The sequence below is a fragment of the Aeromonas sp. BIGb0405 genome (assembly GCF_024807335.1).
In the GTDB taxonomy this organism is placed as follows: domain Bacteria; phylum Pseudomonadota; class Gammaproteobacteria; order Enterobacterales; family Aeromonadaceae; genus Aeromonas; species Aeromonas rivuli.
In genome coordinates this window covers 658,758-673,692 of the sequence record NZ_JANUEP010000002.1, presented here as the reverse complement: position 1 = coordinate 673,692, position 14,935 = coordinate 658,758, and the positions used below count along the sequence as shown (strand labels likewise).

Here is a 14,935-nt window from a genome sequence, read left to right as displayed (position 1 = left end):
TACAACAGGTTTACTTAGCGGCTCGCACTATGGCTGGCGGCGCCCAGCTGGCGTTCACCAGCTCAGGTTTGGGTCCATAGGCACGCAGCGTCATGGCAAACTCCCCTGCCGGGGCAGGTAACCAGTTGTCCAACTTGTCTGCGCTGGGCTGCTCATGCTGAACATAGAGGGTCAGGGAACCATCGGTATTGTACTTGAGCGACTTGTTCTTGGTCCCCGTCGAGTAACGTTTGAGGGCATTGGTGGCAAAGAAGTGGTACTTGTCATACATGGTCAGCGACCAGAAACCGGTCACCGGTGGCGTCTGCCCCTTGGCAAAGGTCAGGCTGTACTGATGGGCCCCGCTCAAGCGCTGACCCGCACCATCATGCTCGGCAAAAATGTAGCTGGTCTCATCGACGCCATTTTCGAAGATATTGGACTTGGCCACCGCCAAACGGGTCAGGTAATCCGTGCCCCACTTGGCGTTGTTGAGGGGGCGGGTCCAACCATGGGCCAGCCTGACCCCATTGTTGTTGAGCAAGAAGAGTGGATCCACTATCTGCTGCTCGGCCCGCTCAGCCACCTCGGCCAGGACCCTGGCGATGGCAGGATCCTGCTCGCCTGCCGCTATCAATGCCTTGAATTGGCCATACAGCGCCTCTTCCCCCGGCAAAGGCGGCACTTCCGCCAGCACCGCGTTCAAATCGCTGAAGAAACGCTTGGGCGTAACCCAGCTCAGTTCCCCCTTGCTATCCCCTTCTGTTTTGGGCAAGGGCAGCGCCTGTAACTTGCTCCAATCGGTGCGCTGCATGGTGCCATCGAAACGTGACAACGGGTACATCATCACCTCAGACAGCACCGGCTGAATGGCCGCCCTGTCCGTCGCAGTATCCGCCATGAAGGCTCTGGGGATCACCACGCCAGTGTGAGTCGGAGAGCGGAATACACCGCTGATCCCCTTGGGGGTCTCTCCTTGCCAGTTCGGCCCCACCAGCAAATAGAAACCGGGTTTGGTACCATGCACAGTACCTAACCTAGCGAAGCTGTCGGTGCGCTGATCCGCCACCTGATAGAGCCAGAAGCGATCGCCGAAGTCAGGCACCTGGATCACCACCGGCTCCTTGTCCAGCGCCAGGGCACCAAAGCCATAGACCACATCCTGATTGGGATGGGCCACTATCTTGACGTTGGGGTCGATATAGTCGTTGAGCATGGCAAGCTCATTGAGGGGCGCCACCGGCGTCGGGCCCAGCAACGCTATCTGGGGCACCTGGCTATACACGGCCCTGCGGTTGTGCATATTGACCAAGGGCCAGCCCCACGCATAGGCGAGCTGCCCTACCGCCTCGGCATAGCCTGGGGTCATCACAGTACCGGCCACAGGACCTGGCACTGTGGCCGCAGGCTGAATCGCCTCTGCCGACACAGTGACCGAGCAGAAGGACCCGCACACGGCCGCACCCAGCAAGATTCTGGAAATAGTAGCCATCTGGCCTCCTTAGAAGCGGTAGTCGTAGTTCACGGTCATGAAATAGAGCGCCATGTTCTGGTACTCCCCTGAGAGCCCCCCTCCCTGCACCTGGGCATTTCCCAGGTTGAGGTACTCAAGCGCAGTGCCCACACTCTGGTTTGCACTGAGCCGATAACGGGCCCCTGCGCCAAGGCGCCAGGCGCGATCGGATGGCAGGGTCAAAGAGGCATCGGACTGGCTCTGGTAAAAACTGGAGTCGTAGGCAATGCCCGTGCTGAGCAGCCACTCGGGCGAGAGTTGATACTGAGTGCCCAACGCCAGATGCCAGGTATCTTGTAATCGGTGCTTGCTCGGCACTTGATTACCAGCTGCCTCAATACTGCCATCATCAAATTCACTCCAGTTCTGCCAGCCAATATTGCCCAACAAGGCCCAGCGTGCGTCGAGGCGCTGATAACCGCTCAGCATCAACTGACTGGGGGAGGACGTGCTGGCATCGATGGGGATATTGAAGGTGAGCGTCTGGGGCGGCAGCGGCCCGGGCGGATCGATGGCCTTGCTGACCTGGGTCTCGATATCGTAATTGAAATGGGTGCGGCTGCTATACGCCAGACCAATGCGGCTGTTCTCGCTCCATTCATAAAGCAGACCCAATCTGGCATTCAAGGCCCAGTCATGGTCCTTGAGATCCTGCTCCCCGGTCTGGCTGTCTCGACTCAGGAAGAACATGCCGTAGTTGATGCCAAGCCCCCCACCGACGGAGAGTCGAGGTGAGAGCCGCACTGCCACCGTAGGTTGCAGTGTCAGTGCCATGAGAGAACTCTCTCGTACCAAGCCACTGCCTGCCCAATCCCCAAAGTCGAGACCCAGACCGAAGTTGCCATAAAAACCCACCCCAATCTTGACGTCCTGATTGATGCTATGGCTATAAAACAGACTCCCCTGAGGGGAGAACCCCACCACATTGCCCGGGCTCTTGCCAGGCCCATCCAGTTCATAGGAGGCATCGCCATAGAGCCCTTGCAGGCCGCCGCTGACCTGATCCCCGTCCAGTCTGGTCATACCCGCCGGGTTACCAAAGATGGTACTCGCATCCTGGGCCCTCGCCGCCATGCCAGCACCGGCCAGCCCAACATCATCGGTGGCTATCTCATAGAGGTAGAGGCCCCCGGCCAGACTCTGACCGGAATAAAATGCGGCCAACATGACCACTCCGAGCGGTAGATAGCGCATAGGATGTCCTCTCATTGTGGTGTCATGACCTCGACTTGGGGCAGTTCATATTCACCAGACAGCACACTCTCTTGCGGCTGATAGAGGCGCAGCAACAAATAGAAGGGGCCTGCGGGGGTGGGCAGCCAATTGGCCTGCTTGTCACCCTTGGGTACCTCGCGCTGCAGATAGAGATCGAATGAACCGTTTTCTGCCATTTTAAGCCCCTGGGTATCGCTGCCCAGCTTGTAACGTGCTATCTCGTTGTGCACCAACATTTTGTCCACGGCGTTATACACGGTCAACGACCAGAAGGCGTTGGTGGGCGGCGCCTTCTTGAAGTGCAGAACATAGGCTTTATCGCCGCTGAGTTGCTCACCTTTGGCGTCGGTGGAGCGCAGCGGATACATGGCTTCTTTCTCTCCCTGGCCACCCAGATAGGGGCCAGACACCAGGGCCCGCAGCGGATAATCGGTACCGAAATGATCCAGACCACTGGCCCAGGCCCAACCGTTTCGTTGCACGGCAGAGGTTGCCAGCGCCGAGACGGCCACCTTGGGGCCATCAGTCAGGGCCTTGAGCAACCCTTGACGCTGAGGCTCAACAAGTCGGCTGGCATCGAATCCTTGCTCCGTCAGCCCAAAGCGGCCGAACTGAGCGAATAGTGACGTATCACGCGCTGGCACCCCATTATCTTTGAGTACGGCGCCCAGTTGACGATAGAAGCCCAGGCCATCCTCCCCCATCTCGGGTAGCGCTGGCAGCACCTGGTCAGGGGCTGTGTATTGCTTGTTGTTCATCTGGGAGAGCGGCCGCAGTGTGAAGCCTTTTTGCAGCAGAGCCACAGGAGCCATATCCTCACCCTGTTTCACGCGAAGTCGCCCCCACAACCAGACTTTTCTGGTCGTCACGTCGAGTCGAGTGACCCCTGTAGGCAGAGTGCCCTGCCAGCCCGGCGGTACCAGGGCAAAATCTCCCGCTTTGGTGCCTGTGGTACGACGCCCGACATAGTGTTCAAGCTCCTGCCACATATTGAACACATCCACCACGTAGTAACGATCATGGGTGTCGGGCACGTGCAGTATGTAAGGCTCATCGAGCTTGACGATGGCGCTCAGATAAAGGGTGTCATTGTTGGCGGTGGGCATGTCTTTGGCATCAGGGGTCGCCAGCTCCCTTGCCCAGCCCAACTGATTGAGGGGGGCCCGGTAGCTGGTTGCAGCCTGGGAGGCGGACACCTGAGTGTATTCACGGGCAATACGCTCCATGCGCACCAGAGGATAACCCCAGACATAGGCATTGACGCCGTTGGCATAGGCATCTGCTGCGAGCCCTCCGGCGATGTTCTCTGTACTGGTGGGCATGGTCAGCAAGACATCCGTCTCTGTTTGCTGGGCATGGACGCCAGGCACCAGCAGTAGCGTCGTGCCCATGCCTGCCAGCAACAGGGCTCGACATATTGACGTCAATTTCATAGGAGAACCTCTAAATTGGATACGGCGGCACCATGGCGCCGCCGTCAAGGCTTCATCAATTGGCATGTTTTTTAGCACTTTCCAACTGATTCAGGGCCGATGCTACCCCGATGCCACTGGAGCCTTTTTGCGCAGGCGGATACTCTTTCATGCTCTGCATAAAGGCTTTCACCGGCGGCATGATCTTGGGCAGCAACCAACTCTTCTCTTTCATCCACAGTAAATGACCACCGGTCTCTGGGCTGCGCTCGTAAGGGTCCAGCTTGATATCGATCATCAAACCACCCGGGATCTTGCGCGTGTCGTCCAACCACTTCTCCTTCACCGCCAAGTGGATCTTCCACTGCTCGACACGGATGGCGTTGAGATGAGTCTCACCAAAGTAGAAGAACTCATGGCGTTGGGATTTGCCATCGGACTTGGTCAACATGTCTATCTGGTTGTAACCATCGAGATGGTTCTTGTAGACCTTGTCACCCACTTTCAGTCCCTTGAGCAGATCCTGTTTGACATCAGGTTCACCGACAGCCGCCATCAGAGTGGGGACCCAATCTTCCGAAGTCATGAAACCGCTATTCCAGGTGTTGGCCTTGATGTGACCTGGCCAGCGCACCAACATGGGCACCCGGAACCCCCCTTCCCAAGTCAGCCCTTTCTCTCCCCGGAAAGAGGCGCTACCGGCCATGGGCCAGTGAGCCAGATTGACCCCGTTATCCGAGGTAAACATGACGATGGTGTTCTCGCTCAGCCCCTCTTTGTCCAGGGTATCGAGCAGTTTGCCGACCAGATGGTCGAGCTGCAAAATCGCATCGGCGTACTCGGTATGGCCACTCTTGCCGAGCCACTCCGGACTGACGTGGATCTGCTGATGCATGCGCGACGGGTTGTACCAGAGGAAGAAGGGACTATCTGCCGCTTTCTGCTTCTTGACCCAATCGATGGAAAGATCGGTGAAAGTATCATCCACCGATTCCATCAGCTTGCTGGTCAAGGGCCCCTTGTCTTCAATGGTCTGTTTGCCTACCCGTCCCCAACGAGGATCCACGGTCGGATCATCCTTGTCGGACGCCAAGGCATGGATCATGTTGCGTGGACGGCCAACAAAATTGGGATCCTTGGGAAAATCCGGCTGCTCCGGCATCTCCATCATGTTCAGGTGGTAGAGAAAACCATAAAACTCATCGAAACCATGCAAGGTTGGCAGGTACTCATTGCGATCGCCGACGTGGGATTTGCCAAACTGAGCCGTGGCATAGCCCTTGTCTTTCAGCAGTTGCGCCAGAGTGACGTCACTGTCTTGCAGACCAATTTTATCTCCGGGTTGCCCAACGGCAGTCAACCCCGTGCGAATAGGATACTGGCCGGTGAGAAAGGCGGCGCGCCCCGCCGTCGAGCTTGGCTGGGCATAATAGTCGGAGATCATCATCCCCTCGGCTGCCAGGCGATCGATGTTGGGGGTATCGACGGCCCCAATCCCTCGGTGATAGGCAGAGATATCCATGGGCGCCATGTCATCGACCATGATCATCACTATGTTGGGTTTGCTAGTATCAGCTGCCATGGCAAGTGACAAAGGAGACGTCATCGCCCCCAGTACCAGACTGGCCAATAAGGTTTTTTTCATGGTTTTCATCCTTTTTTACTTGATGACCCCGGGACTTAAAACAAACCGAGACGGCGCAGCAGCGGCACCATGTCGCTATCTATGTGGCGATAGAACTGCATAAAACCGCCGCATAAGTAGTTGAGCCCCCTTTGTCCTTCCTGGGTGCGGAGCAATCTGTCTTTCGGACATCCCCCCCAGCACAGCGCCAGGTAATCACAACGACGGCACTGATCAGGCAGCGTCAGATGCTTGGCCTGTCCAAAGGCAATCTGTTGATTGCCAAAAGCGAGATCGCCCAAATGCTGCTCGGCTATGTTGCCTATCCGATGTTCCGGGTAGACGAAGTGATCGCAGCTATACACCTCCCCGTCGTGCTCAAGGGCAAGCGCCTTGCCACAGAAAGGAGCCTGGGTGCACATCTGGGCAGGCATGCCTGCCGATTGCACCACGGCGGTTTCGAACAGGTTGACATGAACTCGCCCCACCCCTTCAGCCAACCAGACATCCCAGACATCACAGAGGAATTGGCCGTAGTCGGCGGCGGCTACGCTCCAATCGGTAACGATGGACATGGGGTGGCCGGGCTCGGCCTCGGGACTGCCCTGCCATGGCAAGGCTTCGGTGGCTAGCGTCGTCACCGAGCCCTGGCGAAAGATCCTGGGCTCCACCACTGGGGTGAACTGGATACGGGTGCAACCTAGCTCCTCGGCGAGGAAGCGATAAACTCGCTCCCCTTGCTTGGCGTTATTGCGATTGACGACACAAAGCGCAGCAAACGGCACCTCTGCGCCGCGCAGCAACTCGACCGCTGTCATGACGCCATCGAAGGTCGGTCGGCCAGCCCGGTTCTTGCGGTGAATATCGTGCAGGTCACGGGGGCCATCAATGGAGAGGCCAACCAGAAAACCATGTCGTTTGAGAAAAGCGACCCAAGCCTCATTGAGCAAGATGCCATTGGTTTGCAGATCGTTCTCGATCCGCTGCCCGGCCTTGCGATACTTGGCCTGCAGTGCCACCACTTTTTCGAAGAAAGGCAACCCGAGCAGAGTTGGCTCCCCCCCTGCCAGGAGAAGACCACCTCATCCCCTGTCTGGGCTTCTATATATTGGCGGATATGCTGTTCGAGCAGTTCGTCCGAAAGCCGAGGGGCGGCATCATGTTGGAACAGATCCCCCTTATGCAGATAGAAGCAATAGTCACAATCGATATTGCAGCGGGATCCACCGGGTTTGACCATGGTATGGAAGCGGTAATGCTGCCCCTTCGGAAGAGGGGGTAAATGGCTGTGGGGTAAATGCAACGATAACACCTCTCAAATCCATTGAATGCAGATGCGACAGGCTCCCAGTCTCGGCGTTATTCTTGCTGATGCATAGGAAGCAGCTAACTATAGCTTTTGGCTGGCGTAGCCGGATATGTATGCCCATATTCAGCAAAATAATTTCTTGCGAAATAAAGTGACCTTGACGGTAGAATCAACAATCTACTATGGCTTTGCTTCAGACAAGTTAATCACCACCGAAAAAACCATCAAAAAAATAAATGTAATTAAATGATTTTAATGGAAAAAATAAAAAAACACGCCACACTCCTGTTTTCTTCGTCCCCGAATGTCGCCGGCCAGAAAGTACACCACCCAAATACGCAAGCAATTTCACATTAAATCAATGCAATCTTCTACCCACACAGACTCATAGCGAGAGTTCAATTCATAAAGCCGCCGATATATCACCAGAAATAGACAGATATAAAAAAACCGAACCCCAAGGGTTCGGCTTTTTTATTGGCGGATCGCTACATGAGCACCATGGGTCGGCCCTTAGAAGAGGCCCCTGGCTTTCACCTTCTTCATGTTGGCGACCTGGCTCGAGAGATCCTCGATCAATGGCTCGGCCGTCCGCTTATCCAGATGCACGGATCGGCCCGGCTGACTGGCCAGTCGCTGGATCAAGCTGTGTTGCTCGCGAATAAGCCGGGATTGCTCTTCCAGCTGACGGGAGAGCTGCAAGATGCTGCTGGCAAGGGGCGCCAGGTCCGGCTCGGCCGCCGCCGGCAGCCTGCCGGCGATGGCGTCTGCCAGCTGCTCAGGGTCCAGCGAACCCGGCAGCCCTTGCCGGATCTCGTCCCACCACTCGGTGGGTTGCTGCTCCCCGAGACGACTGACTATCTCATCGACCAGCTTGCCCTGATCCGGCATAGCCGCCTGCTGACCGAGACGATTGACTATCTCATCGACTAAATTACCCTGATCCGGCATAGCCGCCTGCTGGCCGAGGCGATTGACTATCTCATCGACTAAATAATCCTGATCCGGCGTAGCAGCTTGCTGACCGAGGCGATTGACTATCTCATCGACTAAATAATCCTGATCCGGCGTAGCGGCTTGCTGGCCGAGGCGATTGACTATCTCATCGACTAAATTACCCTGATCCGGCGTAGCAGCCTGCTGGCCGAGGCGATTGACTATCTCATCAACTAAATAATCCTGATCCGGCGTAGCGGCTTGCTGGCCGAGACGACTGACTATCTCATCGACCAGCGCCCCGCTGTTTCCCTGCCCCAACCGGGGGCCCAGCCGTGCCACTATCTGATCGACCATGGCATCGGCCGCAGAAGGGGACGCCTCGCTCCCCTCCCCCAGGGTGAAGCCACAACTGGCAAAGGCGTGACGCAAGGTCATCAGGCTGACTTGTTCGGGCCCGAGCGCGTTGGCAACGGCCTTGCACAGGTTCGGTGCCAGCACGTACATGAACATCCCCGACAGGTAGATGTCCTTGTGGAAACGGCTCTTGGAGAAGTCGAACTCCTCCGCCCCATCCTGGATCTTGCGAGCCCGCTGGTACCAGTTCTGCAACACTCCGACCGCGTAGCGATCAGACTCCAGCGCACCCGGATCCATGTAAATGGAGAAGGTCATGCGCTTGAGCTGACTACTCATCAGCCACCTCGGCCATCACGGCCGCTTCCCGGTACACTTCCTCTTCTTCCGTGGTGTAGAGGCAGATCTCCCGGGCCAGGGCAGACTGTGCATCGTCCAGCAATTCAACTCTGTCGCCCAGGGTAGGATAAGCCTGTTTGATCGCCTCGTGGATGAGGGGAGCACCACCACCGACCAGATAGACCCGGTTCGGGTTCTTGGCGAATTTCTTCGCCTCGTGGGCGACCTGGCTGCCCAGCTCGTCTATCTTGTTCTGCATTTTTTCCAGGATCTTGGGGATCTGGGCCTCGTCGTTGACCACGTCACGCACGAAGCTGGCGTCACCACGACGCTTGATAAACTCGTTGGCCACCAGATAGCTGGAGTCGCTGTCGGCGGCGGCCAGGGCCTTGCGTACCGCATCCGTCACCATGGAGACACCTATCTCGTTGTTGCCATAGACGTCGGACACATCGTCGAACTCGCCGACGATGATGCCCATATCCAGGGTGGTGCCACCGCAGTCGATCACCAGGGTCTTGGTGAACTCGTTGCAGCCCGAGCCAATCAGGCGGGAGAGGGCGGCAGGCAGGCTCTCCGGCATCACTTCCACACTGACGATATTGAACAGCTCCCCCTTGTTGAGCGAGATGGTACGAAGCAAGTTGCGCCGCTTCTTCTCAATTTTCTCTTCGTTGCGCTGGCAGTCATCCGGCTGGTAGAACTCCGTAATGGGCAGCGTCACTGTGATCGCCACATCGCACGGCGCCATGCCGGTCTGCAGCAGGGCGTGGTGCACGGAGAGCAGGTTCAGGTCGTCGTACTGATACTCCACATGGGTGGTGGCCAGTGACTTGTCCGAGGTGGCGTCATAGGTGTACTTGGTGTTGCCTATCTCGTAGTTGTAGATCTTCTTGTCTTTGCGCAATGCGGCGCTCTTCCAATCCTTGCGAAACGAGTTGGGGGAGATGATGGTCTTGAGCGCCTTGTTATCGATCCAGCTGACCTTGACGTTGGTCGAGCCATCATCGATGGCCATCTTCATTACTTCAGACATATGGGGAATACCTATGGGGGAGCAGACAACATGGTCCGATTGCCTTGCACTCTGGCAAGCCAAGGCGATCGAACCACTACATACACGGTTTATGAAGGCGACAAGTCTAATGTCTTTCTAAAATCCGTTGAAGCAAATGATTGAATCCGGAGGGATCTTCCGCAGGCCAGGCGTGGTGGCCACGGGGATTATGCACCGTTGCGTTGGGCAGGGCGGCAAACTGCTCCACCCGTTTGGCAAGCGGCAGGTAATCATGTGTCGTGGAGATGATGGCGACCGGCTGCCAGATGGCGCCGAGCCGGGCACGGGCCGACCAGCCGGGCAAGGCGTCCAGCAGGGCCTTGTAGACCTTCTTGCGATTACGGCAGAAGCGTTGCCGGAAGGTACGACGCATCTGGGCAAGTTCAGGGCCGGGAAAGAGCTCCCGACCCAGCCACCAGGCCAGCGGCCGCATGCCAAACCAGCGCAGCCACTTGAGGCGCTGGGCGTAACGCTCCTGCTCCCTGGGGTTCTCCAGCAGACACTCGCTCACCCCGTTGACCAGCACCAGACCGCGGATCTTGCCTGGCAGTTGCAAGGCCAGCTCCAGCGCAACCATGGCCCCCAGTGAGAGCCCCACCACCCAGGCAGGCTCTGGCTGTTCATCGAGCCAGCGCACCACGTCCGCCGCCAGGGTCCCGACATCGAAGGGCCCCTCTTGCAGGCTTTGGCCATGACCACGCAAGTCGATGGCCACCACCCGATAGTCGTCGGAAAAATGTTCGAGCTGGGCCTGCCAGTCCAGGCTGGATGACCCCAGGCCATGGAGCAGCAACAACAAGGGGCCCTCCCCGGCACTGCGCCAGGCCAGTCCCTGAGACTTCATGATTTGATTGCGACGCATCCATTTTCCTCAAACACGCGTGCCAGGCCCCCGAGCCCTCTGCCGATGGCAGAAGGCGTCGAGCAGCCCAAGGTCGCCATAGCGCAGCTCATTGCCTCGAACGGCAATCGAGGATCCGCCGCTCACCCTGCCACTCTCTAGCAAAACAGTGGAGGATAAGGGGTGATGGCAACGCCAGTGAGCGCTCCCGGGCGGTGGCCAGCACCATGGCGGCCCAAGCGCCCTTATCCCTCCCCGACCAGACTCACCGCCTTGACATAGGCATGAATCTGCTGACCCTCAGCCAGACCCAAGCGCAGGGCTGAACGGCTGGTGATCCGGGCCAGCAGTATCTGCTCACCCAGCGCCAACTGCAACAGCGTCTGACCCGGGCGCACCTCACGCATCGCCAGCAGGCGGGTACTGAGGCAGTTGGAGAGACTGGAGTGCGCGATGGGGGCGGTCGCTATCACCAGATCCCGCCCCGCCACCTTGATCTGCAAGGGGCCACTCTCGTCGGGGGCATGCTCCATGGTAACCATCAGGCTCTGATCCCCGAGTTGCAGGGTCGCCATCTGTTCGGTGGCCTCGTAATGGGTCAGGATCGCCGTCAGCATGACCCCCACATCATCCCGACTGGCGAGGGAGAGGTCGGTGCGGGCGAAGATCTCACTCGGCCTGCCTTGCGCCTCGACCTGCCCCTCGGCAAGCAATACCAGCTGATCGCACAGCAAGCTCACCTCCTCCATGGCGTGGCTGACGAAGACCATGGGAATGCCGCTCTCTTGCTGCAATCCCTTGAGCACATGGGCCTGATGGATGCGGCTGCGGCTGTCCAGCGCCGAGAAGGGTTCATCGAGCAGCAGCAGGTCGGGCTCCGCCAGCAGGGCCCGCCCCAGCGCCACCCGCTGGCGCTGGCCGCCGGAGAGCCCGTGGGCAGGCTGGCCGAGCAGATCGGCAAAGCCGAGCCGCATCGCCAACGCCTCGGGCTGCCAGCGCCCCCTGCCCTTGCGGGCCGCCAGCTGCAGGTTGGCCAGCACCGTCATGTGGGGGAAGAGGCGGGAGTCCTGGAACACCAGCCCGATGCGGCGCGCCTCCGGCAGCAGGGCCGCCAGATCCCGCCCCTGCCAGCGCAGGGCGTCCGAGGGGGCGCGGTCCAGCCCGGCGATGATGCGCAGCAGGGTGCTTTTGCCACAGCCTGAGGGGCCAAAGAGGCCGAGAATGCCGCCGAGGGGGAGAGTGAGATCGCAATCGAGCTCGAAGCCGCCAAACCGGCGGCTCGCCTTGAGGTGCAGGCTCATCCGAACAACCTCCGCTGCCGACGTTGTAGCACGCCATAGACTAGCACCAGCATGATGAGGGAGAAGCCCATCAGGCCGCCTGCCAGGTAGTGAGCATTCTGGTAATCCATGGTTTCCACGTGGTCGAACAGGGCGATGGAGAGCACCTGGGTCTCCCCCGGGATGTTGCCGCCGATCATCAGCACCACCCCAAACTCCCCCAGGGTGTGGGCAAAGCCCAGCGCCGCCGCCATCACGAAGCTCGGCAGCGTCATCGGCAAGATGATATGAAAGAAGCGCTCGAGGGGCCCCAGCCCCAGGGTGGCGGCCGCCTCAAGTTCTTTGCTGCCCATGTTGACGAAGGCGGAGGTGAGGGGCTGCACCACGAAGGGCAGCGAATAGAGGATGGAGGCGAACAGCAGGCCGAGGAAGCTGAAGGCCAGGGTTGTCCCGAAGGTGTCGCGCCACCAGGCGCCGAGGCCATACTCCGGTGAGAAGGCGAGCAGCAGATAGAAGCCAAGCACGGTCGGCGGCAGCACCAGGGGCAGCGCCACCAGCGCCTCCACCAGCGGCCGCAGCCGATGCTGGCTGCGGGAGAGCCACCAGGCGAGCGGGGGGGATAACAGCAGCAGGATACCGGTGGTACTGGCCGCCAGCTTCAGGGTCAACCAGACCGCGAGCAGATCCCCTTCACTCATGGCGCATCCTCGCTAGTGTGAATGACAAACACGGAACCCGAGGTAGCATGCCGCAACTCAGGGGCAAGCGAGATGTCGCAAGCAGCTCCCCTTCATGGCAGGAGTCCCGGCTGGATTCAGACAACAGCATGATTTGCATCCTTATGGTAAAAACTGGCCGGCCCAGGGGCCGGCCAGTCATCATGCAGGGTCAGCACTCATGCCGTCACTGCGGCAGGGCATAACCCGCGGCCTTGATCTGCTCCTGACCCGGGCCCTTCAGCCAGGCCACCAGGGCTTCGACCGCCTCGCCCTTCTTCAGGACCAGGCCCTGCTGCTCGATGGCCGGGTAGAACGCATTTGGCACGGCCCAGGCTTCGTCAGTCTTGCCCGCTTCCACCAGGTTGGCCCAGGCGACAAAGCCCAGCTCGGCGTTGCCGGTATCCACGAACTGCCAGGTCTGGCTGATGTTGGTACCGGTCAGCAGACGGTACTGCTTGGGATCGATCTTGAGGTGTGCCAGGGTCGCCATGGCGGCGGTGCCATAAGGCGCGGTTTTCGGGTTGGCGATGGCGAGGTTGCCCTGCCAGCTGCGCAGAGTGGTCTCATCAGGGGCCGGGCCGCCCTTCTTCCACAGGCCCAGCTGGCCGATGGCATAGGTGAAGCGACCGCTACCCCTGCCCTCTTTCTCCAGCTTTTGCGGGGTGGCCACGTCGGCGGAGAGGAAGAGGTCAAACGGAGCACCGTGGGTTATCTGGGTGTAGAGCACCCCGGTGGCGGCCGAGCTGATGACGACGCTGTGACCGGTCTTGGCGGTGAACGCCTTGCCGATACGCTCTATGGTACCCTTGAAGTTGGCGGCCACGGCGACCTTGACCTCATCGGCCTGCACGGCGGTGGTGTGCAGCGCCGCGGCGCAGACGCCTGCAATGACAACAGATAACAGCGGTTTCATTCCCTTACTCCTGGTTGCGGATCCTTCGTGACCAGATCCTGTTATGGGGTCTATTCCCCTGATTGCCAGCGGGAAGCGGCGGCGTTGTCGCTCTGCTTCGCCTCGACCCAGCGTTGTATCCCCTCGGCGGTCAGCTCTTTTTTCCAGAACGGTGCCCGGGTCTTGAGAAAATCCATGATGAAGTGGCAGGCATCGAAGGCCGCATCCCTGTGGGCACTGCTCACCGCTACCAGCACAATCTGATCGCCGAGCAGCAGCTCGCCGATACGGTGAATGAGGGTACACTCCTGCAGCGGCCAGCGGGTGCGGGCCTGGATGACGATATCGGCCAGCGCCTTCTCGGTCATGCCGGGATAGTGCTCGAGCGCCAGTCCCAAGACCTGCTCCCCCTGATTGAAGTCGCGCACCTTGCCGACGAAGGTGACGATGGCCCCGCTGTCGTGACGGGCGGCGAGGCGTTCGTACTCCTCCCCGAGGGAGAAGTCGGCTCGCTGCACCAGGATGCGATCGGTGATGGCTGCGTCGCTCATGGCATCAGCCTCCGGTCGTTACTGGAAAGAGAGGGAAGAAGGCCACTTCATCGCCACCGCACAGCTCAGTGGTGCGATCCACGGTCGTTATCTCGCTCATGGTCAGCCTCCGGTCACAGGGGGGAAGAAGGCCACTTCATCGCCATCATTAAGCGGCGTCTCGAGCGGCACCAGGGTCTGGTTAATCGCCACCAGCAACTTGCCGGACTCGAGTGCCAGGGCCCACTTGTCACCGCGTTCGCACAGAGCTGCTCTCAGCTGTTCGGCATCCAGGTAGTCACACGGCAGGCTGAGCTCGTCGCAGCCGACCAGCTCCCGCACTTGGGCAAAAAACAGTACCTTGATCATGACGGCTCTCCCGCATTCTGCTGTGCACCGCCATCGGCAGCCGGGGCCAGGAAGTGGCCGGACTTGCCGCCTTTCTTCTCCACCAGCCTGACTTGCTCGATCACCATGTCCTTTTGCACCGCCTTGCACATGTCGTAGATGGTGAGCGCCGCCACGGACGCCGCGGTGAGCGCTTCCATCTCCACCCCGGTCTTGCCGGAGAGCTTGCAGAGGGTGCGAATATGGACCCTATTGTGCTCGGGTTGGGGCTCAATCTCTACCTCCACCCGGGTCAGGGCCAGCGGATGGCAGAGGGGAATGAGGTCGGCGGTCTTCTTGGCCGCCATGATGCCGGCGATGCGGGCGGTGGCGAACACGTCGCCCTTGTGGTGCTGACCGCCGAGGATCAGCGCCAGGGTCGCGGGGGCCATGGCCACGAAGGCCTCGGCGCGGGCCTCGCGCTCGGTAACCTGCTTGTCGGTGACGTCCACCATGTGGGCCTCGCCGCTCTGGTTTAGATGGGTCAAACTCATTGGCTGTTACTCGTCACTGATGGCGCGGTATGCCGCCCCGAAAAGGAAAGG

General features: G+C 59.4%; 14 protein-coding genes. All 14 read right to left on the bottom strand.

Features of this window, described 5'->3' with window-relative positions; genetic code table 11:
* Positions 1-10 precede the first annotated feature (10 nt).
* Complete coding sequence (locus tag M2366_RS07895) at positions 11-1,471, bottom strand: DUF1254 domain-containing protein (RefSeq protein ID WP_259269378.1); 1,461 nt, start codon at positions 1,469-1,471, stop codon at positions 11-13.
* A gap of 9 nt (positions 1,472-1,480) precedes the next feature.
* Positions 1,481-2,659 (bottom strand): OmpP1/FadL family transporter, encoded by a 1,179-nt coding sequence (locus M2366_RS07890; RefSeq protein ID WP_259269377.1) that lies wholly within the window; start codon positions 2,657-2,659, stop codon positions 1,481-1,483.
* Between the two features lie 38 nt (positions 2,660-2,697).
* On the bottom strand, positions 2,698-4,140 hold the full coding sequence (locus M2366_RS07885; protein ID WP_259269376.1) for a DUF1254 domain-containing protein: 1,443 nt from the start codon (positions 4,138-4,140) through the stop codon (positions 2,698-2,700).
* 55 nt (positions 4,141-4,195) lie between these two features.
* The gene (locus M2366_RS07880) at positions 4,196-5,764 is read right to left on the bottom strand and encodes an arylsulfatase (protein WP_259269375.1); all 1,569 of its coding nucleotides are present in this window, start codon (positions 5,762-5,764) and stop codon (positions 4,196-4,198) included.
* A gap of 35 nt (positions 5,765-5,799) precedes the next feature.
* Complete coding sequence (locus tag M2366_RS07875) at positions 5,800-6,813, bottom strand: anaerobic sulfatase maturase (RefSeq protein WP_259269457.1); 1,014 nt, start codon at positions 6,811-6,813, stop codon at positions 5,800-5,802.
* Positions 6,814-7,565: 752 nt separating this feature from the next.
* Complete coding sequence (locus M2366_RS07870; protein ID WP_259269374.1) at positions 7,566-8,684, bottom strand: hypothetical protein; 1,119 nt, start codon at positions 8,682-8,684, stop codon at positions 7,566-7,568.
* Positions 8,677-9,720, bottom strand: coding sequence for a plasmid segregation protein ParM (locus tag M2366_RS07865; RefSeq protein WP_259269373.1), 1,044 nt, complete (start codon positions 9,718-9,720; stop codon positions 8,677-8,679). The genes M2366_RS07870 and M2366_RS07865 overlap by 8 nt, the downstream gene beginning before the upstream one ends.
* A 106-nt stretch (positions 9,721-9,826) precedes the next feature.
* Entirely contained in the window at positions 9,827-10,603 is a 777-nt protein-coding gene (locus M2366_RS07860) for an alpha/beta fold hydrolase (RefSeq protein ID WP_259269372.1), read from the bottom strand.
* Between the two features lie 224 nt (positions 10,604-10,827).
* Positions 10,828-11,883, bottom strand: coding sequence for a molybdenum ABC transporter ATP-binding protein (gene modC, locus M2366_RS07855; protein WP_259269371.1), 1,056 nt, complete (start codon positions 11,881-11,883; stop codon positions 10,828-10,830).
* The gene (modB, locus tag M2366_RS07850; RefSeq protein ID WP_224430800.1) at positions 11,880-12,560 is read right to left on the bottom strand and encodes a molybdate ABC transporter permease subunit; all 681 of its coding nucleotides are present in this window, start codon (positions 12,558-12,560) and stop codon (positions 11,880-11,882) included. Before modB ends, modC begins: the two co-directional genes overlap by 4 nt.
* 205 nt (positions 12,561-12,765) lie before the next feature.
* Positions 12,766-13,494 (bottom strand): molybdate ABC transporter substrate-binding protein, encoded by a 729-nt coding sequence (gene modA / locus M2366_RS07845; RefSeq protein WP_259269370.1) that lies wholly within the window; start codon positions 13,492-13,494, stop codon positions 12,766-12,768.
* A gap of 50 nt (positions 13,495-13,544) precedes the next feature.
* Positions 13,545-14,024: a molybdopterin synthase catalytic subunit MoaE gene (gene moaE / locus M2366_RS07840; protein ID WP_259269369.1), complete on the bottom strand. Its 480-nt coding sequence runs from the start codon at positions 14,022-14,024 to the stop codon at positions 13,545-13,547.
* Between the two features lie 102 nt (positions 14,025-14,126).
* A complete protein-coding gene (moaD, locus tag M2366_RS07835; protein ID WP_259269368.1) occupies positions 14,127-14,372 on the bottom strand; it encodes a molybdopterin synthase sulfur carrier subunit in 246 nt (81 codons plus the stop codon).
* Complete coding sequence (moaC, locus tag M2366_RS07830) at positions 14,369-14,884, bottom strand: cyclic pyranopterin monophosphate synthase MoaC (protein ID WP_259269367.1); 516 nt, start codon at positions 14,882-14,884, stop codon at positions 14,369-14,371. Before moaC ends, moaD begins: the two co-directional genes overlap by 4 nt.
* Positions 14,885-14,935: the final 51 nt, after the last annotated feature.